Annotated in this window: 21 protein-coding genes and 1 other RNA gene; 12 read left to right on the top strand and 10 right to left on the bottom strand. The window is 61.8% G+C overall.

Annotated features, from left to right (window positions below; translation table 11 throughout):
* The first annotated feature begins 71 nt into the window (after positions 1-71).
* The 4 genes from HBO09_RS02010 to HBO09_RS01995 all read left to right on the top strand — a co-directional run bounded on the left by HBO09_RS02010 (position 72) and on the right by HBO09_RS01995 (position 3,139).
* Positions 72-992, top strand: coding sequence for an SPFH domain-containing protein (locus tag HBO09_RS02010; protein WP_027608388.1), 921 nt, complete (start codon positions 72-74; stop codon positions 990-992).
* Positions 993-1,002: 10 nt separating this feature from the next.
* Positions 1,003-1,449 (top strand): NfeD family protein, encoded by a 447-nt coding sequence (locus tag HBO09_RS02005; protein ID WP_169991272.1) that lies wholly within the window; start codon positions 1,003-1,005, stop codon positions 1,447-1,449.
* A gap of 69 nt (positions 1,450-1,518) precedes the next feature.
* Positions 1,519-1,836 carry a DUF2388 domain-containing protein gene (locus tag HBO09_RS02000; protein ID WP_029289499.1) on the top strand — a complete coding sequence of 106 codons (318 nt, stop codon included), beginning with the start codon at positions 1,519-1,521 and terminating at the stop codon, positions 1,834-1,836.
* A 163-nt stretch (positions 1,837-1,999) separates the two neighbouring features.
* Positions 2,000-3,139: a DegT/DnrJ/EryC1/StrS aminotransferase family protein gene (locus HBO09_RS01995; RefSeq protein ID WP_169991270.1), complete on the top strand. Its 1,140-nt coding sequence runs from the start codon at positions 2,000-2,002 to the stop codon at positions 3,137-3,139.
* A gap of 43 nt (positions 3,140-3,182) precedes the next feature.
* Here the strand turns inward: HBO09_RS01995 and gcvH are convergent, their stop codons facing one another.
* The 9 genes from gcvH to HBO09_RS01950 all read right to left on the bottom strand — a co-directional run bounded on the left by gcvH (position 3,183) and on the right by HBO09_RS01950 (position 12,585).
* The gene (gene gcvH, locus HBO09_RS01990; protein WP_169991268.1) at positions 3,183-3,566 is read right to left on the bottom strand and encodes a glycine cleavage system protein GcvH; all 384 of its coding nucleotides are present in this window, start codon (positions 3,564-3,566) and stop codon (positions 3,183-3,185) included.
* A 51-nt stretch (positions 3,567-3,617) separates the two neighbouring features.
* Complete coding sequence (gene gcvT, locus HBO09_RS01985; RefSeq protein WP_169991266.1) at positions 3,618-4,700, bottom strand: glycine cleavage system aminomethyltransferase GcvT; 1,083 nt, start codon at positions 4,698-4,700, stop codon at positions 3,618-3,620.
* Between the two features lie 155 nt (positions 4,701-4,855).
* Positions 4,856-6,472, bottom strand: a complete 1,617-nt coding sequence (locus HBO09_RS01980) for an iron ABC transporter permease (RefSeq protein ID WP_169991264.1) — start codon at positions 6,470-6,472, stop codon at positions 4,856-4,858.
* A gap of 194 nt (positions 6,473-6,666) precedes the next feature.
* Positions 6,667-7,671, bottom strand: coding sequence for an extracellular solute-binding protein (locus HBO09_RS01975; protein WP_169991262.1), 1,005 nt, complete (start codon positions 7,669-7,671; stop codon positions 6,667-6,669).
* Positions 7,672-7,798: 127 nt separating this feature from the next.
* A complete protein-coding gene (locus HBO09_RS01970) occupies positions 7,799-9,016 on the bottom strand; it encodes a 2-octaprenyl-3-methyl-6-methoxy-1,4-benzoquinol hydroxylase (RefSeq protein ID WP_169991599.1) in 1,218 nt (405 codons plus the stop codon).
* A gap of 9 nt (positions 9,017-9,025) precedes the next feature.
* Positions 9,026-9,511: a DUF4442 domain-containing protein gene (locus HBO09_RS01965; protein ID WP_169991260.1), complete on the bottom strand. Its 486-nt coding sequence runs from the start codon at positions 9,509-9,511 to the stop codon at positions 9,026-9,028.
* Complete coding sequence (gene ubiH, locus HBO09_RS01960) at positions 9,504-10,691, bottom strand: 2-octaprenyl-6-methoxyphenyl hydroxylase (protein ID WP_169904852.1); 1,188 nt, start codon at positions 10,689-10,691, stop codon at positions 9,504-9,506. Before ubiH ends, HBO09_RS01965 begins: the two co-directional genes overlap by 8 nt.
* Entirely contained in the window at positions 10,688-12,010 is a 1,323-nt protein-coding gene (pepP, locus tag HBO09_RS01955; RefSeq protein ID WP_169991258.1) for a Xaa-Pro aminopeptidase, read from the bottom strand. The genes ubiH and pepP overlap by 4 nt, the downstream gene beginning before the upstream one ends.
* Positions 12,011-12,027: 17 nt before the next feature.
* On the bottom strand, positions 12,028-12,585 hold the full coding sequence (locus HBO09_RS01950; RefSeq protein WP_017739071.1) for a YecA family protein: 558 nt from the start codon (positions 12,583-12,585) through the stop codon (positions 12,028-12,030).
* 137 nt (positions 12,586-12,722) lie between these two features.
* On the opposite strand from HBO09_RS01950, the gene HBO09_RS01945 reads away from it, so the two are divergent.
* The 4 genes from HBO09_RS01945 to HBO09_RS01930 all read left to right on the top strand — a co-directional run bounded on the left by HBO09_RS01945 (position 12,723) and on the right by HBO09_RS01930 (position 14,147).
* Positions 12,723-12,932, top strand: a complete 210-nt coding sequence (locus HBO09_RS01945; protein WP_169991256.1) for a TIGR02449 family protein — start codon at positions 12,723-12,725, stop codon at positions 12,930-12,932.
* A complete protein-coding gene (locus HBO09_RS01940) occupies positions 12,929-13,246 on the top strand; it encodes a cell division protein ZapA (RefSeq protein ID WP_029289530.1) in 318 nt (105 codons plus the stop codon). The genes HBO09_RS01945 and HBO09_RS01940 overlap by 4 nt, the downstream gene beginning before the upstream one ends.
* Before the next feature lie 30 nt (positions 13,247-13,276).
* Positions 13,277-13,455, top strand: a non-coding RNA gene (gene ssrS, locus HBO09_RS01935) — 6S RNA.
* A 56-nt stretch (positions 13,456-13,511) separates the two neighbouring features.
* Complete coding sequence (locus HBO09_RS01930) at positions 13,512-14,147, top strand: 5-formyltetrahydrofolate cyclo-ligase (protein ID WP_169991254.1); 636 nt, start codon at positions 13,512-13,514, stop codon at positions 14,145-14,147.
* A 2-nt stretch (positions 14,148-14,149) separates the two neighbouring features.
* Here HBO09_RS01930 and HBO09_RS01925 read toward each other — a convergent pair whose 3' ends face one another.
* Positions 14,150-14,299, bottom strand: coding sequence for a hypothetical protein (locus HBO09_RS01925; RefSeq protein WP_092231272.1), 150 nt, complete (start codon positions 14,297-14,299; stop codon positions 14,150-14,152).
* Between the two features lie 195 nt (positions 14,300-14,494).
* Between HBO09_RS01925 and HBO09_RS01920 the strand changes: the two genes are divergently transcribed.
* From HBO09_RS01920 to HBO09_RS01905, 4 genes are all read left to right on the top strand, one after another.
* Positions 14,495-14,944: an EVE domain-containing protein gene (locus tag HBO09_RS01920; protein ID WP_169991252.1), complete on the top strand. Its 450-nt coding sequence runs from the start codon at positions 14,495-14,497 to the stop codon at positions 14,942-14,944.
* Between the two features lie 107 nt (positions 14,945-15,051).
* The gene (locus HBO09_RS01915) at positions 15,052-16,017 is read left to right on the top strand and encodes an HlyD family efflux transporter periplasmic adaptor subunit (RefSeq protein ID WP_169991250.1); all 966 of its coding nucleotides are present in this window, start codon (positions 15,052-15,054) and stop codon (positions 16,015-16,017) included.
* On the top strand, positions 16,014-18,731 hold the full coding sequence (gene rbbA / locus HBO09_RS01910) for a ribosome-associated ATPase/putative transporter RbbA (protein ID WP_169991248.1): 2,718 nt from the start codon (positions 16,014-16,016) through the stop codon (positions 18,729-18,731). Before HBO09_RS01915 ends, rbbA begins: the two co-directional genes overlap by 4 nt.
* Positions 18,731-19,849: an ABC transporter permease gene (locus tag HBO09_RS01905; protein WP_169991246.1), complete on the top strand. Its 1,119-nt coding sequence runs from the start codon at positions 18,731-18,733 to the stop codon at positions 19,847-19,849. Before rbbA ends, HBO09_RS01905 begins: the two co-directional genes overlap by 1 nt.
* The last annotated feature ends 16 nt before the right edge of the window (positions 19,850-19,865 follow it).

The following is a 19,865-nucleotide window of genomic DNA, read 5'->3' as shown; positions in this document are numbered from 1 at the left end:
TCTTATCTGCGGCAAGCCCGTTACAATCGACAGACTTCGCGTCACCCGCCACCACCAGACAAGGAATCGTTATGCAGATCGGAACAGTGCTTCTTCTCTTCGTAGGCTTGGCCATCGCCATCCTGTTCATGGGCTTCAAAGTCGTGCCCCAGGGCTACCAGTGGACGGTGGAACGCTTCGGCCGCTACACCAACACGCTCAAGCCTGGCCTGAATATCATCATTCCTGTGATGGACCGCATCGGGCGCAAGATCAACGTGATGGAAAGCGTGCTGGATATTCCGCCCCAGGAAGTGATCACCGCCGATAACGCCACGGTGCAGATCGACGCAGTGTGTTTCTTCCAGGTGGTGAACACCGCCCAGGCGGCCTACGAGGTCAACAACCTCGAACACGCGATCCGCAACCTGCTGCAAACCAATATCCGTACGGTGCTCGGCTCGATGGAACTGGACGCCATGCTCAGCCAGCGCGACGGCATCAACGAGAAGCTGCTGCGTACGGTCGATGAAGCCACCGCACCGTGGGGCATCAAGATCACCCGCATCGAGATCAAGGACATCAGCCCACCTGCCGACCTGATGGCCGCCATGTCCGGCCAGATGAAAGCCGAGCGGATCAAGCGTGCCCAGATCCTCGAAGCCGAAGGCCTGCGCGCCTCCGCCATCCTGACCGCCGAAGGCAAGAAGCAGGCGCAGATCCTTGAGGCTGAAGGCGGTCGCCAGGCTGCGTTCCTGGAGTCCGAAGCCCGTGAGCGTCAGGCTGAGGCAGAAGCCCGCGCCACCCAGGTGGTATCGGAAGCGATTGCCACCGGTAACGTGCAAGCCATCAACTACTTTGTCGCGCAGAAGTACATCGACGCCCTGGGCAAGCTGGCCTCGGCCAACAACAGCAAAGTCATCCTGATGCCGCTGGAAGCCAGCCAGGTTATTGGCGCGGTGGGTGGCATCGGCGAAATCGTCAAGGCCACCTTCGACAACAAGAAAGCCTGAGGCCCGCGCCATGTGGGAATTCCTGCAACACCTGTCGTTCTGGGATTGGCTGGCACTGGGCACGGTGCTGCTGATTCTCGAAGTGTTTGGTGCCGGCGGTTATCTATTGTGGATGGGGATCGCGGCGGCGGCCGTCGGTGTGCTCAAGTTCCTCATTCCGGGGCTTGGGCTGGAGCTGCAACTGCTGCTGTTTGCGGTGCTGTCCATCCTGACGGCGGTGTATTGGTGGAAGCGCCAGCGCAGCAGCGCCAAGGCCAGCGACCAGCCGGGCCTGAACATGCGCGGTTCGGAGCTGATCGGCCGCACCTTTGTGGTGCATCAGGCCATTATCGACGGGCGGGGCAAAATCAAGGTCGGTGATGGCGTATGGATGGTGACGGGGCCTGACGCGTCTGTTGGGGCTCAAGTGCGGGTGATTGGCCAGGATGGTGTGATTCTGCGCATCGAAACTGTTTAGTCAGCCATGGAACTCGACAGGGTTATCTACAATCAAACTGTCCAGATAACCCAGTCGGAGTCACCCATCATGCGTCTCAAATATGCTGTCGCCACCCTCGCCGTGCTTTCCCTCCCAGTTGGATCGGCCATGGCCGACAGCTTCTGGCGTAATGTCATCTCATCGGGCGCCACCACCGGCTCGACGTACCTGACCTTCAAAGACCACAAGCTGGTCGTCGCCGCACAGGACGACGCCGGTAGCTTCGTCGCCAGCGACGGCGGCATCCGTGGCCCTTACCTGGAAGCCGCTATGCAGAAAGTGCGTGCGGACAACCCAGGCCTGAAGGCCACTGACATGGAGTTGGCCAACGCCATCCTGGCGAAAAACGCAGTGGCTGCCGAGTAAATTCGGGGGCATGAAAAAAGCCGCTTTAGAGCGGCTTTTTTTTGCCTGTTTTTCGACGATACGTTTACAGGCGACAGGCTATATTCAGTTCCCCCGTGCGACGATGTCGGGGTTGATTTGAGTTTTTATTCTTGGTCTTTCTCCAGCGGGTACCTTCAACATCATGAGCCAACTGCCTTTCCTGCCGTTTTCAAAACCCACCATTGATGAAGCCACCATTGCGGCGGTCGGTGATGTGTTGCGCTCTGGCTGGATCACCAGCGGGCCAAAGGTCCAGGCGTTCGAAGCACAGTTATCGGAATACTTTGGTGGACGGCCAGTGCGCACCTTCAACTCCGGCACTTGCACCATGGAGATTGCCCTGCGCATCGCCGGGGTTGGTCCAGGGGATGAAGTGATCACCACACCGATTTCCTGGGTAGCGACGGCCAACGTGATTCTGGAGGTGGGCGCCACGCCGGTGTTTGCCGATATCGACCCCGTGACTCGCAATATTGACCTGGTTCAACTGGAAGCCGCTATCACACCGCGCACCAAGGCGATCATTCCGGTGTATCTGGCGGGCCTGCCACTGGACATGCCGATGCTCTACGCCCTGGCCAACAAGTACGGGCTGCGCATCATCGAAGATGCCGCACAAGCGCTTGGGTCCAGCTGGGACGGCCAGAGGATCGGCGCCACCGGGGATTTTGCCTCGTTCAGCTTCCAGGCAAACAAGAACATCACCTCTTGCGAAGGCGGCTGCCTGGTGTTGAACAACGCCGAAGAAGCGCGCCTGGCGGAAAAGTACCGGCTGCAAGGCGTTACTCGCAGCGGCTTCGATGGCCTGGATGTGGATGTACTGGGTGGCAAGTTCAACATGACCGATGTCGCCGCGGCGATTGGTCTGGGCCAATTTGCCAACATCGAGCAGATCACTGCCCATCGACAGGCCCTGGCCCGGCATTATTTCGAGTGTTTTGGCCGTGACTTCGAGGCAACGTACGGCGCGCAGTTGCCGCCTGCCGACTTCGAAAACAGCAACTGGCACTTGTTCCAGTTGGTACTGCCCGAGCGCCGGGACGGCTTGCCTGCCCGCGCTACGTTCATGGAACAGATGCAAGCCCTGGGCGTGGGCATTGGCTATCACTACCCGCCGATCCATCTGCTGAGTTTGTACCGGGCACAAGGGTTCAAGGAGGGCATGTTCCCGGTGGCAGAGAGAGTCGGGCGTTTGATTGTGTCGTTGCCGATGTTTACGGCGATGACCAAGGCAGATGTGGAGCGCGCTGTTGCGGCGGTGAAGCAGGTGCTCAAGCCTTGAGCTTTGTAGGAGCCGGCTTGCCGGCTCCTACACAAGAGGGGTGTTACTCGCCGATGGCGGCCTTATAGCCAGCGGCATCCAGCAGTTTTTCCAGTTCAGCGGGATCGCTTGGCTTGACCTTGAAGATCCAGGCATCGTACGGCATTTCATTGAGCGACTCAGGGGCAGCGTCCAAATCCTCGTTGACCGCAATCACTTCACCCGAAACTGGTGAGTAGATATCCGAAGCGGCCTTCACCGACTCCACGACGCCAGCTGCGTCGCCTGCGGCAAACACCTTGCCCACTTCAGCCAACTCTACGAAGACCACATCACCCAACGCTTCCTGGGCATGATCGGAGATCCCGACGGTCACGGTGCCATCAGCTTCCAGGCGGGCCCATTCGTGGCTTTCGGCAAAACGCAGTTCGGCAGGGATATTGCTCATAGTCTGTGTCCTCAAAAGAAATGTCAGCGGCCATTGGCCTGCCGGAAAAGGTTAGATCAAGGTTTTGCCATGGCGCACGAAGGTCGGCTTGACCACTCGCACTGGGTACCATTTGCCGCGAATCTCTACCTCGGCGCGGTCGGCAGTTGCCATCGGTACACGCGCCAGGGCAATGGATTTGCTCAGCGTAGGAGAGAAACTACCACTGGTGATCTCTCCTTCGCCAACATCGGCGATACGAACCACTTGATGAGCGCGTAAAACCCCGCGTTCCTCCAGCACCAGACCCACCAGTTTGAGCTGTACCCCGGCCTCACGCTCGGCTTCCAGGGCTGCGCGCCCGATGAAGTCGCGGCTGGCGGGTTCCCAGGCGATGCTCCAGGCCATATTGGCGGCCAAAGGTGACACATTCAGGTGGATATCCTGGCCGTAGAGGTTCATGCCGGCCTCCAGGCGCAGGGTATCGCGCGCGCCCAGGCCGATGGGCGAGATGCCCGCGCCCACGAGGTCGTTGAAAAAACCCGGGGCCTGGTCGGCGGGCAGGACGATTTCCAGGCCATCTTCGCCGGTATAGCCAGTGCGCGCGATAAACCAGTCGCCGTCGGCACGGCCCTCGAACGGCTTGAGCTGGTGGATCAACACGCCACGGGACTGGGTGACCAGCTCGGCAATCTTGTGTCGGGCCTGAGGACCCTGGATAGCCAGCATGGCCAGATCCGGGCGCTCACGCATCATCACCTGGTAGCTGCCCAGCTGGGCCTGCATCCAGGCGATATCCTGGTCGCGGGTGGCCGCATTGACCACCAGCCGGTAACCGTCTTCGGTGCGGTAGACAATCATGTCGTCCACCACCCCGCCCTGCTCGTTGAGCATGGCGCTGTACAGCGCATGGCCGCAGCCATGCAAACGATCGACATCATTGGCCAGCAGGTACTGCAGCCACTCCCTGGCCTGGTGGCCCGAGATATCGATCACGGTCATGTGGGAAACATCAAACACCCCGCAGTCACGGCGCACCTGATGGTGTTCCTCGACTTGCGAGCCGTAGTGCAGAGGCATATCCCAACCGCCAAAATCGACCATTTTCGCGCCGAGGGCGAGATGCAGGTCATACAGAGGCGTACGCTGTCCCATGGGTTTCTCCTTCCGGGCGTGGCGAAGGTGCGGACGGTTACCGTCGGGCTACACACCTTGAAATACAAGGCCTGCAGCCACAATCAGCCACCCTGCCCGAAAGAAGGGCCGCACCGAATGCCGCGCATTGTAGCCTCAAGCCGTAGGACTGGCACCTAACCGATTCGTCGCGCCGAACGTCGAATCAGGCCGATGACCGGCAACAGGCCGACCAATACCAGGGTCAGCGCGGGCAAGGAGGCACGCGCCCACTCGCCTTCGCTGGTCATCTCAAAGATGCGCACCGCCAGGGTGTCCCAGCCGAATGGGCGCATCAGCAGGGTCGCGGGCATTTCCTTGAGTACATCGACAAACACCAGCAAGGCGGCGCTCAAGGTGCCTGGCAGCAAGAGTGGCAGATACACTTTGCAAAACAGTCGTGGCCCACTGACCCCCAGGCTGCGCGCTGCTTCCGGCAAGGACGGGCGGATGCGTGCCAGGCTGTTTTCCAGCGGGCCGTAGGCCACGGCCAGGAAGCGCACCAGATAGGCCATCAGCAGGGCCGACAGGCTGCCCAGCAGCAAAGGCTTGCCCGCGCCTCCCAACCAGCTGGAAAGCGGAATCACCCACTCGCGATCCAAATAGCTGAACGCCAACATGATCGACACCGCCAATACCGAACCCGGCAAGGCATAGCCCAGGTTACCCAGGCTCACCCCGGAGCGGATGGCCCGGGTCGGTGCCAGGCGGTTGGCGAACGCCAGCAGCAACGCCACGCTGACGGTGATCAGCGCGGCCATGCCGCCCAGGTAGAGGGTATGCACGATCAGCCCGGCATAGCGCTCGTCGAGGTCGAACCGCCCGCGCTGCCAGAACCAGGCCAGCAGTTGGATCATCGGGATGACAAAGGCACAGGCAAACACCAGGGCGCACCAGCCAGTAGCGGCGGCGGCCTTGAACCCTGCCAGGTGATACAGCGCCTTGCCCCGTGGCCGCTCGTTGCTCGGGCGGCTGGCGCCACGGGCCCGGCGCTCGCCGTAGAGCACCAGCATCACCACCAACAGCAACAGGCTCGCCAGTTGCGCGGCGCTGGACAGGCTGAAAAAGCCGTACCAGGTCTTGTAGATCGCAGTGGTGAAGGTGTCGAAGTTAAACACCGACACCGCACCGAAATCCGCCAGGGTCTCCATCAGCGCCAGGGCCACGCCGGCGCCGATGGCCGGGCGCGCCATGGGCAGCGCCACCCGCCAGAACGCCTGCCAGGGAGATTGGCCCAGCACCCGCGCCGCCTCCATCAGACCCTTGCCCTGGGCCAGAAACGCAGTGCGTGCCAGCAGGTAGACGTAGGGGTAGAACACCAGCACCAACACGATGATCACGCCACTGGTGGAGCGCACGCGCGGCAGGCGCAGGCCCGTGCCGAACCACTCACGCAGCAGGGTCTGCACCGGCCCGGAGAAATCCAGCAAGCCCACGAAGACAAACGCGAGGACATAAGCCGGGATGGCAAATGGCAGCATCAACGCCCAGTCCAGCCAGCGCCGGCCAGGGAATTCACAGAGGCTAGTCAGCCAGGCCAGGCTCACGCCCAGCACGGTTACCCCAACCCCGACCCCCAACACCAGGGTCAAGGTGTTGCCCAGCAGACGCGGCATCTGGGTGTCCCATAGGTGCGACCAGATTTGCGTATCAATGCTTTGCCAGGACAGCAGCAGGACACTCAGCGGCAGCAGCACCAAGGCAGCAACAGTGAAGACCGGTAGGTACCAGCGGCGTTGGGCGGGGTGGGCCAAAAGGAACTCTCAAGCAGTGGATGATTTGGAGGCATGCACAAAACATTGTGGGAGCGGGCTTGTGTGGGAGCTGGCTTGCCTGCGATGCAGACACCTCGGTGTATCAGCGATACCGGGGTGATGCTATCGCAGGCAAGCCAGCTCCCACACAAGCCCGCTCCCACATTAGCTTGGTGGAGCCTTACAAATTGTACTCAGTTCCAGCCTGCACGATCCATCAGGCGAATCGCCTCGGCCTGGCGCTTGCCCGCCACTTCCACCGGCAGGGTGTCAGCCTTGAACTTGCCCCAGCTCGCGACTTCTGCCGAAGGTTCTACCGCCGGGTTGGCCGGGAACTCCTGGTTGACGTCGGCAAAGATTTTCTGTGCCTCAGGCGTGGTCATCCACTCCACCAGGGCCTTGGCGGCTTCCGGGTGCGGGGCGTACTTGGTCAGGCCAATGCCCGACAGGTTGACGTGCACGCCACGGTCGCCCTGGTTCGGCCAGAACAGTTTCACGGCCAGCTTCGGATCCTGCTTGTGCAGGCGGCCGTAGTAGTAGGTGTTGACGATGCCCACATCGCACTGCCCGGCGTTGATTGCCTGCAATACGGCGATGTCATCGGAGAACACGTCGGTGGACAGGTTATTGACCCAGCCCTTGATGATCTCTTCGGTCTTTTGCGCGCCATGGGTCTCGATTAGGGTGGCGGTCAGCGACTGGTTGTAAACCTTCTTCGCGGTGCGCAGGCACAGGCGGCCTTCCCATTGCTTGTCGGCCAGAGCTTCGTAGGTGGTCAACTCGCCCGGCTTCACGCGGTCGGTGGAGTAGGCAATGGTCCGCGCCCGCAGGCTCAAACCGGTCCAGGCATGGCTTGCGGCGCGATATTGCGAAGGGATGTTGGCGTCGATCACCTTGGAGGTGAATGGTTGCAAAATGCCCATCTGCTCGGCTTGCCAGAGGTTGCCACCATCGACGGTCAGCAGCAGGTCGGCGGTGGCGTTCGCGCCTTCGGCCTTGATGCGCTGCATCAGCGGCGCTTCCTTGTCGGTGATGAACTTCACCTGCACCCCGGTTTTCTTGGTGTAGGCGTCGAACACCGGCTTGATCAACTCGTCGATACGAGAGGAGTAGACCACCACTTCGTCAGCCGCCTGGACGGTGGTGCTGGCGATAAGGGTGAGTGCCAGGGCAGTCAGGAGGCGCTTGGGTGCCAACATAGGTGCGGTCTCTCGTAGGAAAAGTGAGCGCAAATGATAAGGACTCACATTTAGCATCTCAACCGAACACTGGGCGGAGGCGTTACGAGATGTTGCATGGTTGGATTCCGGGGTGCGGCAACTAGCCTCAGGCTTTGGCCAGTTCCGGTAGATCCCCGGTCAATCCCAGCGCCTGGCGCACAAATACCGCCTTGGCCTCAGGCATCTGGTCGACCATCTTCAACCCGGCATTGCGCAGCCAGCGCAACGGCAGTTGGTCGGCCTGGAACAACCGTTCAAAGCCCTCCATCGCCGCCATCAGCGCCAGGTTGTGGGGCATGCGCCGGCGCTCGTAGCGACTGAGCACCTTCACATCCGCCAAGCGTTCACCGCGCTCGGAAGCCTGCAACAACACCTCGGCCAACACCGCGGCGTCGAGGAAGCCCAGGTTCACGCCCTGCCCCGCCAATGGGTGGATCACGTGGGCGGCATCGCCAATCAGGGCCAGGCCTTCGGCGACGTAGCGCTTGGCGTGGCGCTGGCGCAGTGGCACGCACAGGCGTGGGTCGGCACTGACCACGCTGCCCAGGCGGCCTTCAAAGGCGCGCTCCAGCTCGCGGCAGAAGCTTTCGTCGTCCAGGGCCATCAGGCGTTCGGACTCGCTCGGCGTGGTCGACCAGACGATCGAACACCAGTCTTCCTGGCCATCGCGCACCAGCGGCAGGAACGCCAGCGGGCCGTGGTCGGTGAAGCGCTGCCAGGCCGTGCGTTGATGCGGTTGGCTGCTGCGCACGCTGGTGACAATGGCGTTGTGCAGGTAATCCCATTCGCGGGTGGCAGTGCCCGTCAGGCGGCGCACCGCCGAGTTGGCGCCGTCGGCGGCGATCACCAGCGGTGCGCGCAGGGTGCGGCCATCGGCCAGGGTCAGCAGCCAGTCATCGCCGGAGCGGCGCATCTGTTCCAGGCGCGCATTGGCCAGCAGGCCTAGGTCGCAGTCGTGCAGGCGGTCGAGCAAGGCGTCCTGGACCACGCGGTTTTCGACGATATGCCCCAACACCTCGGCATGCACACTGGCCGCCGAAAAGTGGATCTGCCCGGTGCCGCTGCCATCCCACACCTGCATCTCGCCGTAGGGGCTGGCGCGGCGGCTGGCGATGCCGTCCCACACGCCCAGGCGTTCGAGGATGCGCTGGCTGGCAGCCGACAAGGCGCTCACCCGTGGTTCAAACGGAGCATCGGCGTCAAATGGCTTGACGCTCAACGGGCTGCCGTCGAGCAGCAGCACTTGCAGGCCACTGCCTTGCAACGCCAACGCCAAGGCGCTTCCGACCATTCCGGCCCCGACAATCAGCACATCTGCGCGCATGTCCATGCTTTATGCCTGTTTCGCTGGCGGCTTGCGCCGCACGTAAAGGGTTTTGTCGACCCGCGCCACCAGGGTGCCGGAGCCGTCGTGAATCTGCACTTGGAGGTGCGGCAAGTATTTATCGCCGCCCTCGGTCTGCCGCCGCACCTCATCCAGCAAGGCCTGGTCGATGGAGAATTCGGCAAACACCGGGCCTTTGCCCGGCGAGATGAAATCGATGCTGGCGGCCTTATCCCAGACGATGTAGTCGCGCCCCAGGTTCTCCATCAGCATCAGCATGTAGAACGGGTCGACCATCGAATAAAGGCTGCCGCCAAACTGCGTACCTACGTAATTGCGGTTGTACCAGCCCAGGCCCATCCGCACCTTCACATGACGAAAGTCAGCGCTCATATGCTGCACGCTGATCCCCGCGCCCAGATACGGCGGGTACAAGGTCATGACCCAACGCAATAACCGCGCCTTGCCCAGGCGCTCGATCAGCCACTTACGCATCAGGACGCGTACCCAGGCCCATGGCCTGCCGGGCGAACCAACGCTTGGCCGGCGGCAACAGGTCCAGGCCCAGCAGGCCGAGGTTACGGCCCATGGCGACCAGCGGTTGGCCGCTGCCGAACAGGCGGGTGACCTGGTCGGAGAAACCCACGGTCAGCTGTTGATCCAGACGCTGGCGTTCGCGGTAAGCCTGCAAGGTCGCCAGGTCGCCCGGCACCGCCGGCCCGGCCAGCAAGGCCTCGGCCAAGGCATAGGCATCACGCAGGGACAGGTTGAAACCCTGGCCGGCAATCGGGTGCAGGCTGTGGGCCGCGTTGCCGAGGATCACCAGGTGCGAGCGCACCTGCTCCTCGGCCTCCACCAGCGTCAGCGGATACAAGTGACGCGCACCAACCTGTTTCAGGGTGCCCAGGCGATAGCCGAACACACCCTGCAACTCACTGAGGAAACTGCGCTCATCCAACTGCGCCAGGCGCTGGGCGTCCATACCGACACGGGTCCAGACCAGCGCGCAACGGTTGTCCGCCAGTGGCAGCAAGGCCATCGGGCCTTCGTCGGTGAAACGCTCGAAGGCCTCGCCGTTGTGGGCTTCACTGGGGGTGATGTTGGCGATCAGGGCGCTCTGGTTGTAAGGCCGTTGCTTGACGCCAATGCCCAACTGCTCGCGCAGCCCAGAACGGCCGCCATCGGCCAGTACCGCCAGGTCGCACTCGATGACGGTTTCATCGTTGAGGGTCAGGCGGTAGCCATCGGCCAGCGGTTCCATACGGCTGACTTCTGCCGGGCAGCGCCAACTGATCACGTCTTTGTCCAGGCCTTGCCACAGGCACTGCCCGAGCCAGGCGTTTTCCACCACATAGCCCAGGGCCGGCACGCCTTCTTCCAGCGCCGACAAACGTGCGGTAGAGAAGCGGCCACGATCGGAAACGTGGATTTGCTTGATCGGCTCGGCACGCCGGGAAATGTCCTGCCATACGCCCAAGCGTTGATAGATCTGCCGGGCACCAAAGGACAGCGCCGAAGAGCGGGCATCGTAGCTGGGCTGATAGCTATCGCCAGGGGCGAAGGGTTCGATCAGCACGATCTTCCAGCCCCGGGCCTTGGCCCCGGCCTGCAACGCCAGCGCCAGGCTGGCGCCCACCAGGCCGCCGCCGATTATGGCCAGGTTGACCCGGCTCATCGGGCGGCCGCCATCAGTGCTTCGATCTCGGCCACGCCTTTGGGTACGCCAACGGTCAGAATTTCACAGCCTTGCTTGGTCACCACCACGTCATCCTCGATGCGCACGCCTATGCCACGCCATTTCTTTGCCACGTTCTGGTTGTCCGGGGCAATGTAGATGCCCGGCTCCACGGTCAGGGCCATGCCCACTTCCAGCACCCGCCATTCGCCGCCGACCTTGTACTCGCCGACATCATGCACATCCATGCCCAGCCAGTGCCCGGCGCGGTGCATATAGAACGCCTTGTAGGCTTCGCTGGCGATCAACTCGTCCACATCACCCTGCAACAAGCCCAACTTCACCAGCCCGGCGGTGATGACTTGCACCGTCGCCTCATGGGCCTGGTTCCAATGCTTGTTCGGCGCGATCTGCGCAAAGGCGGCTTCCTGGGAGGCCAGCACAATTTCGTAGATCGCCTTCTGCTCGGCGGAAAACTTGCCATTGACCGGCCAGGTGCGGGTGATATCGCTGGCATAGCAGTCGATTTCACAACCGGCGTCGATCAATACCAGGTCGCCGTCCTTGAGCAGCGCGTCATTCTGCTGGTAGTGCAGGATGCAACTGTTGCGCCCCGAAGCGACGATGGAGCCATAGGCCGGCATCTTCGCCCCACCCCGGCGGAACTCGTAGTCCAGCTCGGCTTCCAGGCTGAACTCATGCAACCCGGCGCGGCTGGCCTGCATCGCCCGAATATGAGCGGCGCAGGAAATCCGTGCGGCTTCGCGCATGACTTTCACTTCTGCGGCGGATTTATACAGACGCATGTCGTGCAGCAAATGATCCAGGGCAACGAATTCGTTCGGCGGCTGCGCGCCGAGGTGCGCCTTGGAGCGGATCACGTTGATCCACTCCATCAGGTGCCGGTCGAATTCGGCATTGCTGCCCATGGCCGAGTACACCCGGTCCCGGCCTTCGATCAGGCCGGGCAGGATGTCGTCGATATCGGTGATCGGGAACGCATCGTCGGCGCCGTATTCGCGAATCGCGCCTTCGGTGCCGGCGCGCAGGCCGTCCCATAATTCGCGCTCGGCATTGCGTTCGCGGCAGAACAGCACGTATTCGCCGTGAATGCGCCCGGGCATCAGCACAATCACCGCTTCGGGCTCGGGGAAACCGCTCAGGTACTGGAAGTCGCTGTCCTGGCGGTACACATGTTCGACATCACGATTGCGGATCGCCACGGCGGCGGCCGGCAGGATCGCGATGCTGTTGGGTTCCATCTGCGCCATGAGCGCCTTGCGGCGGCGGGTGTATTCCGCTTTGGGGATATGGATCATGGGCAGGTGGGTTCCTCTTAGTGCAGCGACGGCTTGGGCGCTGCGGGCTCAGCAGACTTCTTGGTCTCGGTGAACAGTAGCAGCGGCGCGACACGCAGGTATTCCATGACTTCCATATAGTCGCCTTCACCGTCTTCGGACTCTTCCAGGGCATCTTGCACCTGGGAGATGGCGGCCAGGTCTTGCAACACTTCCTTGGCGTCGGTGCTCAGTTCCAGGCCGCCGGCGTTCACGCCAAAGCCATGGAGGAAGCCCTGGCACCATTGGCCCAGAGCAGCAGCACGCTCGGTGAGTGGCGCATCGTCGGTTGGCAGCAGCAGAACTACAGTGACGTCATCACCGGTCAGCTCGCCTTTAACCATTTCTTGCAAACCGATCAACGCGTTGCGCACGTTTTCGGTAGGCTCGGTTTCCAGCAGTTCAGCCACGTCGGCCAGCCAGTTATCGGCGTCAAAACCGACGCCGGTGCAGCTGCGGCCCAACAGCACGCCATGCAGTTCGGCGGGCGAGCAAGGGTGACCGCTGGTGCTCAGCAGTTTGGAAAAAGCGTCGTACGGGGAATTCTGAATAGGCATGATGAGCTAGGCGCCAGGCGGCGCGATGTCTAGAATGAAGCGCTGTATCCTAGCACCGGCAGACGCACCCGACTATCAAGGGCGTCAGATCGTTTATCCTGCAGTTGCCATTCATCAGACAAATCCAGTGGAACCCAATGGAAGACACCGACTTGCAAGCGCTGATGGCCAGACTCGAATTGCTAATTGCCCGGGTCGAGCAACTAAAGAGTCAAAACGGACTCCTATTAGCTCAGGAAAAGACCTGGCGCGAGGAACGCGCTCACCTCATTGAAAAAAACGAAATCGCCCGGCGTAAGGTCGAATCGATGATTTCGCGCCTGAAGGCCCTGGAGCAAGACTCATGAGTTCAAGCAATAGCGTCACCGTGCAGATTCTCGACAAAGAGTATTCAATCATCTGCCCCCAGGAAGAACGCAGCAACCTGGTGAGCGCTGCACGCTACCTGGATGGCAAGATGCGCGAAATCCGCAGCAGCGGCAAAGTCATTGGCGCCGACCGTATCGCCGTGATGGCCGCGCTGAACATTACCCACGATTTACTGCATAAGCAGGAACGCCCTGACGTACAGGCCAGCGGCTCGACACGCGAGCAAGTGCGTGACCTGCTCGAGCGCGTTGACCTGGTGCTTTCGACCGACCAGGAACCACCCAAGGGCTGATTGCCGCGTCTATTTGGGGTATACTCGCCTCACTCCCTGGCGTGCTTGCCAGTCGGCGATGTCCCTGAGCCGATTCGCACTACCCTGGAAGTTGCACGTTGGGCTGGTGTGCATGTCCGCTAGACGGAAAGCCTTAAAGCCTACTGCATCTTCCACCTTGAACTTTCGGGTTCAAGGGCTAAGTCGACAGCGGTTCTGTCGGGGAGCCTGATTCCCAAACTCAATGCCAGTCTCCGGACTGGCATTGTTGTATGAGCCGACCACCATGACCGAACCTGCGCCACTTTCCCGTCCGCAACTTCGACGCATGTTGCGCAACGCCCGCCGCGCCCTGACGCCGAGCGAGCAGCGCCAGGCCGCCATTGGCCTGTATCGGCAACTGGCACAGCACCCGCTGTTTCGCCGGGCCAAACATATTTCCTTATACCTGCCGACGGATGGCGAAATCGATCCGCGCTTGCTGCTGCGCGCTGCCCAGCGCCGGGGCAAAGCCACCTACCTGCCAGTGCTCAGCGCCTGGCCACGGACCAAGATGGTGTTCCAACGCGTGGGCCCCAGGGAAAAGCTTGTGCCCAATCGCTTTGGCATTCTTGAGCCACGGGTCAATGTCGGGCGCCAGCGCAAGGTCTGGGCCCTGGACCTGGTGCTGCTGCCATTGGTGGGGTTCGATGATGCTGGTGGGCGGCTGGGCATGGGCGGCGGCTTTTACGATCGCAGCTTGGCGTACCTGGCCCGTCGTTCGGCGTGGCGCAAGCCGACGCTGCTGGGGCTGGCCCATGAATGCCAGAAGGTCGAACGACTGGCGCAGGCAAGCTGGGACGTGCCGTTGAATGGCACCGTTACCGATAGACGATGGTATGTCGCAGAGGGGACGCCGCTGGAATCAACGGCGCCAAAATAGCGTCAACGCTTGAAGGTTTGTTGCTGCTGCTGTGCAAATTCAACGGGGGCTTCGGTCTTGTTCGACCATAGGCTTTGCGCATACCCGGTGGTCACGACGCCCAGACCGAACAAAATAACCAAAATCCATAGTAAATCCGGTTTGCGTTTCATCGATTGCCCCCCTTCAGGCATATCACACACGATGACAGCAACGTTCCAAAGTAGTCCGTTCCAGCTGCGTCAAGCTTAAAATCCCGGCATTCTGCGTTAACGTGAACCAACACGCAAACCTTGGCGTCAACCGACCGTCGGTTTGTCATGAAATTGACAGACAACCTGCCCAATCCCCTGCAAAGGAGCAAACCCATGGCCTATTGGCTGATGAAATCCGAGCCCGATGAGCTATCCATCAAGGGCCTGGAAAAACTCGGCGAGGCGCGCTGGGATGGCGTGCGCAATTACCAGGCGCGCAACTTCCTACGGGCCATGGCTGTGGGTGATGAGTTCTTCTTCTACCACTCCAGTTGCCCGGAACCGGGGATTGCCGGCGTAGGGAAAATCATCAAGGCGGCCTATCCGGACCCGACCGCCCTGGAGCCAGACAGCCATTATTTCGATGCCAAGGCCACGCCGGAAAAAAATCCGTGGAGCGCCATCACCGTTGCCCACGTCGAGACCTTCCCTAAAGTCCTCGGGCTGGGCTACCTCAAGCAACAGACCGCCCTGGCCGAAATGCCCCTGGTACAAAAAGGCAGCCGCCTGTCCGTGATGCCGGTGACAGCCGAACAATGGGCGGCGGTAATAGCCCTGCGCTAACCCCTCCAGTACTTCAACACAGCAGGTCAGGTATTCATTTGACCGGTATCAACGGCTATCGGTTACGATCCCGGCAAACTAGGACGCTAACACCGCAGGATGCACCCATGTCGACGTCACATCGCAGTTCGCAATTCTTCGCCTTCCTCCTGATTTTGCTGCTGGTCGCCGCCGGCGGCTTCGGTTATTGGAAGTCCACCCTCGACCGCCTGCCGGAAGGCTTGAGCATGGGCAACGGCCGGCTGGAATCCACCGAAGTGCAGATCGCCAGCAAAATCCCCGGCCGCCTGGCCGAAGTGCGGGTCGATGAAGGCGACAAAGTGCTCAAGGGCCAACTGCTGGCGCGTATCGACACCCGCACCCTGGAAGCCCAGCGTTCCCAGGCTGAAGCCGAAGTGCTGCGCGCCAAGGAAAACTTCGCCGCCGCCGAAGCCAACGTGCAACTGCGCCAGAGCGAAAACCTGCTGGCCAGCCAGGAACTCAAGCGCACCCAGGAACTGTACCGACGCGGTTTCGCCAGCGCGCAGTTGATCGACCAGCAACAGGCACGCCAGAACACCGGCAATGCGGCGGTAGTAGCGGCTCAGGCCCAGGTGAACGCGGTCAAGGCCGCTATCGGTGCCGCCCAGGCCCAGGTGGCGCAACTGACCAGCGAAATCGACGACAGCAGCCTGCGCGCCCCCATCGACGGCATCATCCAGTTGCGCCTGGCTGAACCTGGCGAAGTGCTCGGTGCCGGCGGACGGGTATTGTTGCTGATCGATCCGAACGACCAATACATGAACCTCTACCTGCCCGCCTCGGTCACCGGTCGCCTGACCGTGGGCAGTGAAGCGCGCATCGTGCTCGATGCCCTGCCGGATCAGCCGCTACCGGCGAAAATCAGTTTTGTCGCGGCCAAATCCCAGTTCACCCCCAAAGAAGTGGAAACCCGCGACGAGCGCCAGAAACTGGTGTTTCGCGTCAAGCTGCGCCTGACTCAACCCAGCGCCGTGCCCCAGGCCAAGCCCGGCATGCCCGGCGCCGGCTACGTGCGCACTGCCGACCTGGACTGGCCGGCCAACCTGCAATGAACGGGCTGGCGCTACACGCCACGGGCATCAACCATCACTACGGCAAGCAACAGGCGCTGATCGACATCGCCTTCAGCCTGCCGGCCGGTACCCGCTGCGGGCTGATCGGCCCCGATGGCGCGGGCAAGTCGAGCCTGCTGGGCTTGATCGCCGGGGTTAAAAAGCTCCAGGCCGGTGACTTGCAAGTGCTGGGCGGCTCCATCGAAGACCGCCGCCACCGCAACAGCCTGTACCCGTTGATCGCCTTTATGCCCCAAGGCCTGGGCGGCAACCTGTACCCCGAGCTGTCTATCAGCGAGAACATCCACTTTTTCGCCACCCTGTTTGGCCTGTCCAAAGCCGACTGCGACCAGCGCATGCACAACCTGCTGCTGGCAACCGACCTGGCGCGTTTCGCCGATCGCCCGGCGGGCAAGCTGTCGGGCGGGATGAAGCAAAAGCTGGGACTGTGCTGCGCGCTGATCCACGATCCGGACCTGCTGATCCTCGATGAGCCCACCACCGGCGTCGACCCCTTGTCACGCCGGCGCTTCTGGGAACTGGTGGAAACCGTACGCAGTGAGCGCCCACAACTGACGCTGCTGGTGGCCACGGCCTACATGGAAGAAGCCGAGCAGTTCGAGCACTGCCTGATGCTCGACCGCGGCAAGCTGATCGCCGATGGCCTGAGCCGCGAACTGGCAGCTGTCACGCCTAGCGGCAAGCTGGATGAGGCCTTTACCCATTTCCAGGGCGACAGCGCGCACAACAACCAGCCGCTGGTGATCCCACCCCGGGCGAGCGACAACACCGATATCGCCATCGAAGCCCACGACCTGACCCTGCGTTTTGGCGACTTTACGGCGGTGAACAAGGTCAGCTTCGCCATCGGCCGTGGTGAGATCTTTGGCTTCCTTGGCTCCAACGGCTGCGGCAAGACCACCACCATGAAAGTCCTCACCGGGCTGATGCCGGCCAGCGAAGGCAGTGCCACGCTGCTGGGCAACCCGGTGAACGCCAAGGACCTGGCGACCCGCAAGCGCGTGGGTTTCATGTCCCAGAGCTTCTCGTTGTACGGCGAACTCAGCGTGCGCCAGAACCTGGTGCTGCACGCACAACTGTTCGACTTGCCCAAAGCCGACAGCGGCCCGCGCATCGAGGAGTTGATCCAGCGTTTTGACCTGGGCAGCGTTGCCGAACAACCCTCCGGCGAGTTGCCCCTGGGTTTGCGCCAGCGCCTGTCCCTGGCCGTGGCGGTGCTGCATCGCCCGGAAGTGCTGATCCTCGACGAACCCACCTCCGGTGTGGACCCCGCCGCACGCGACGATTTCTGGCGCTTGCTGGTGGAGTTGTCCCGCGAGCAAGGGGTGACGATTTTCCTCTCCACCCACTTTATGAACGAAGCCCAGCGCTGCGACCGCATTTCGTTGATGCACGCCGGCAAAGTATTGGCCTGCGACACACCGGACGCGCTGCAACAGCAGTTCCACGGCGAGACCCTGGAAGCCGCGTTCGTCACCTGTCTGGAGCAAGCCCAGGAAACCCAGGAAGCCGCCACGCCCAGTGCGACCGTCAGCACGCCAACCACGCCACCCGTCAGCAAACGCGGCTTCAGCCTGACACGCCTGCTGGCAGTAGCCAGCCGTGAAGGTAAGGAGTTGTTGCGCGACAAAGTGCGCATGGCCTTTGCCCTGCTCGGGGCGATTTTCATGATGGTGATCTTCGGCTACGGTATTTCCCTGGACGTCGAGAAGCTTGCCTTCGCCGTATATGACCAGGACCAGACGCCACAAAGCCGCGCCTACCTGGAAGCCTTCCGCAGTTCGCGCTACTTCGCCGAACAGCCGCCAATCACCGATTCGGCTGAGCTGCACCGGCGCCTGCAGCGCTCGGAAATCAAACTGGCCCTGGAAATTCCACCCGGGTTTGGCCGCGATCTGTACGCCGGACGTCAACCGGCGGTGGCCGCCTGGCTCGATGGCGGCATGCCGTTTCGTGCCGAGACCAGCCGTAATTATGTAGAAGCCGTGCACCAGGCCAATCTCCAGCAATTGGTCGAACTCAACAGCGCACCGCTGTCCCAGCCGCCTGCGGCCAAACTGGAAACGCGCTTTCGCTACAACCAGGACGTGGTCAGCGTCAATGCCATCGGCCCCGGCGTGATGGCGCTGATCCTGGCGTTTATCCCGGCCATGCTCACTGCCCTGGGCATCGTGCGCGAGAAGGAGTTGGGCTCGATTACCAACTTCTACGCCACGCCGCTGACCCGCCTGGAATTCCTCCTGGGCAAACAGGCACCGTATCTGGTCATCAGCCTGATCAACCTGGCCTTGCTGGTGGCGATGAATCGCTGGCTGTTCGGCGTGCCATTCAAGGGCAGCGCTCTGACCCTGGCCTTTGGCGGCCTACTGTACGTGCTGGCGACCACCAGCATGGGCCTCCTGATTTCCGCGTTCACCCGCACCCAGATCGCCGCGATCCTCGGCACCATGATCATCACCAGCCTGCCAACCATCCAATTCTCCGGGCTGATCGTGCCGCGCTCGTCCCTGGAAGGGGCAGCCGCGCTGATGGGCATGCTGTTTCCTGCCGGTTACTTTCTGGATGTGGCCGTCGGCACCTTTACCAAAGCCCTGGACTTGCGCCAATTGTGGCCTCAGTGCCTGGCGCTGTTCGGGTTTTTCCTGGGGTTCACCGGGCTGAGCCTGATCATGCTCAAGAAGCAGGAGGCCTGATGCACAAGTTCGCCCATATCCTGCGTCTGGGGTTCAAAGAGCTCACCAGCCTGCGCCACGACAGTGTGTTGCTGTTGTTTCTGTTCTACGCCTTCACCGTCGCCATCTATATGCCAGCGGCCGGCTCGGTGATTGGCGTACACAACGCCAGCGTAGCCTTTGTCGATGAAGACCACGGCTCATTGTCGCGCCAGTTGGCCGAAGCCTTGCAGCCACCGGAGTTCCAGCCCGCCGTGCCACTGGCCTACGACCAGTTGGACAAGGTCATGGACAGCGGCCAGTACACCTTCGTGATCAACGTGCCTGCCAATTTCCAGGCGGACCTGTTGGCCGGGCGCCAGCCAAGCGTACAGGTCAACGTGGATGCCACCGCGATGAGCCAGGCCTTTATGGGTGCGGGTTATATCGGGCGGATTTTCCAGCGTGAACTGCTGACCTACAGTGGCCAGTCTGACGCCAGCCAGCAGGCGCCGGCGACCCTCACCACCCGGGCATTGTTCAATACCAACCTGGAAGGTGGCTGGTTCCTGGCGGTGATCCAGATCGTCAACAACATCACCATCCTCGCCATCGTACTGACCGGCACGGCGCTGCTGCGCGAGCGCGAACACGGGACCCTCGACCATTTGCTGGTGCTGCCGCTGACCGCGCTGGAGATCATGCTGGCGAAAATCTGGAGCAACATGCTGGTGGTGGTGCTGTGCACCTGGCTGTCGCTGGAAGTGGTGGTCAAGGGCATGCTCGGCGTGCCGCTGGCCGGGTCGTTGAGCCTGTTCCTGCTGGTGACGGCACTCTACCTGTTTGCCAGCACCGCGCTGGGCATCTTCCTGGCCACCCTCGCCCGCTCGACGCCGCAGTTCGGTTTGCTGGCGATCCCGGTGATCATTCCGATGCTGCTTCTGTCTGGCGGCAGCACGCCGTTGGACAGCATGCCCGAATGGTTGCAATGGGTGATGCAGGGCTCGCCGTCGACGCATTTTGTGAGCTTGAGTGCGGCGATTCTGTTCCGGGATGCGGGAGTGAGCGTGGTGTGGCCGGACTTGCTGGCGCTAGCGGCGATTGGGTTGTTGTTTTTTGCAGTGGCGTTGGCCAGGTTCAGGAAAAGCCTGGCGTCTTGAGGTGCCCGCAAGGCCG

Source organism: Pseudomonas sp. WS 5027, from assembly GCF_012985695.1.
Taxonomy (GTDB): Bacteria; Pseudomonadota; Gammaproteobacteria; order Pseudomonadales; family Pseudomonadaceae; genus Aquipseudomonas; species Aquipseudomonas hygromyciniae.
This window is presented reverse-complemented; position numbering and strand designations above follow the sequence as displayed.

What these genes read in the sequence shown, in the direction of transcription:
- gcvT (WP_169991266.1), bottom strand. Translation starts at nt 4,700, where the DNA reads ATGGGACAGCGTACGCCTCTGTATGACCTGCATCTCGCCCTCGGCGCG.
- rbbA (WP_169991248.1), top strand. Translation starts at nt 16,014, where the DNA reads ATGAACGGGCTGGCGCTACACGCCACGGGCATCAACCATCACTACGGC.
- pepP (WP_169991258.1), bottom strand. Translation starts at nt 12,010, where the DNA reads ATGATCCATATCCCCAAAGCGGAATACACCCGCCGCCGCAAGGCGCTC.
- HBO09_RS02000 (WP_029289499.1), top strand. Translation starts at nt 1,519, where the DNA reads ATGCGTCTCAAATATGCTGTCGCCACCCTCGCCGTGCTTTCCCTCCCA.
- HBO09_RS01915 (WP_169991250.1), top strand. Translation starts at nt 15,052, where the DNA reads ATGTCGACGTCACATCGCAGTTCGCAATTCTTCGCCTTCCTCCTGATT.
- HBO09_RS01995 (WP_169991270.1), top strand. Translation starts at nt 2,000, where the DNA reads ATGAGCCAACTGCCTTTCCTGCCGTTTTCAAAACCCACCATTGATGAA.
- HBO09_RS02005 (WP_169991272.1), top strand. Translation starts at nt 1,003, where the DNA reads ATGTGGGAATTCCTGCAACACCTGTCGTTCTGGGATTGGCTGGCACTG.
- HBO09_RS01920 (WP_169991252.1), top strand. Translation starts at nt 14,495, where the DNA reads ATGGCCTATTGGCTGATGAAATCCGAGCCCGATGAGCTATCCATCAAG.
- HBO09_RS01905 (WP_169991246.1), top strand. Translation starts at nt 18,731, where the DNA reads ATGCACAAGTTCGCCCATATCCTGCGTCTGGGGTTCAAAGAGCTCACC.
- HBO09_RS01930 (WP_169991254.1), top strand. Translation starts at nt 13,512, where the DNA reads ATGACCGAACCTGCGCCACTTTCCCGTCCGCAACTTCGACGCATGTTG.
- gcvH (WP_169991268.1), bottom strand. Translation starts at nt 3,566, where the DNA reads ATGAGCAATATCCCTGCCGAACTGCGTTTTGCCGAAAGCCACGAATGG.
- HBO09_RS01940 (WP_029289530.1), top strand. Translation starts at nt 12,929, where the DNA reads ATGAGTTCAAGCAATAGCGTCACCGTGCAGATTCTCGACAAAGAGTAT.
- ubiH (WP_169904852.1), bottom strand. Translation starts at nt 10,691, where the DNA reads ATGAGCCGGGTCAACCTGGCCATAATCGGCGGCGGCCTGGTGGGCGCC.
- HBO09_RS01950 (WP_017739071.1), bottom strand. Translation starts at nt 12,585, where the DNA reads ATGCCTATTCAGAATTCCCCGTACGACGCTTTTTCCAAACTGCTGAGC.
- HBO09_RS01925 (WP_092231272.1), bottom strand. Translation starts at nt 14,299, where the DNA reads ATGAAACGCAAACCGGATTTACTATGGATTTTGGTTATTTTGTTCGGT.
- HBO09_RS02010 (WP_027608388.1), top strand. Translation starts at nt 72, where the DNA reads ATGCAGATCGGAACAGTGCTTCTTCTCTTCGTAGGCTTGGCCATCGCC.
- HBO09_RS01970 (WP_169991599.1), bottom strand. Translation starts at nt 9,016, where the DNA reads ATGCGCGCAGATGTGCTGATTGTCGGGGCCGGAATGGTCGGAAGCGCC.
- HBO09_RS01975 (WP_169991262.1), bottom strand. Translation starts at nt 7,671, where the DNA reads ATGTTGGCACCCAAGCGCCTCCTGACTGCCCTGGCACTCACCCTTATC.
- HBO09_RS01965 (WP_169991260.1), bottom strand. Translation starts at nt 9,511, where the DNA reads ATGCGTAAGTGGCTGATCGAGCGCCTGGGCAAGGCGCGGTTATTGCGT.
- HBO09_RS01945 (WP_169991256.1), top strand. Translation starts at nt 12,723, where the DNA reads ATGGAAGACACCGACTTGCAAGCGCTGATGGCCAGACTCGAATTGCTA.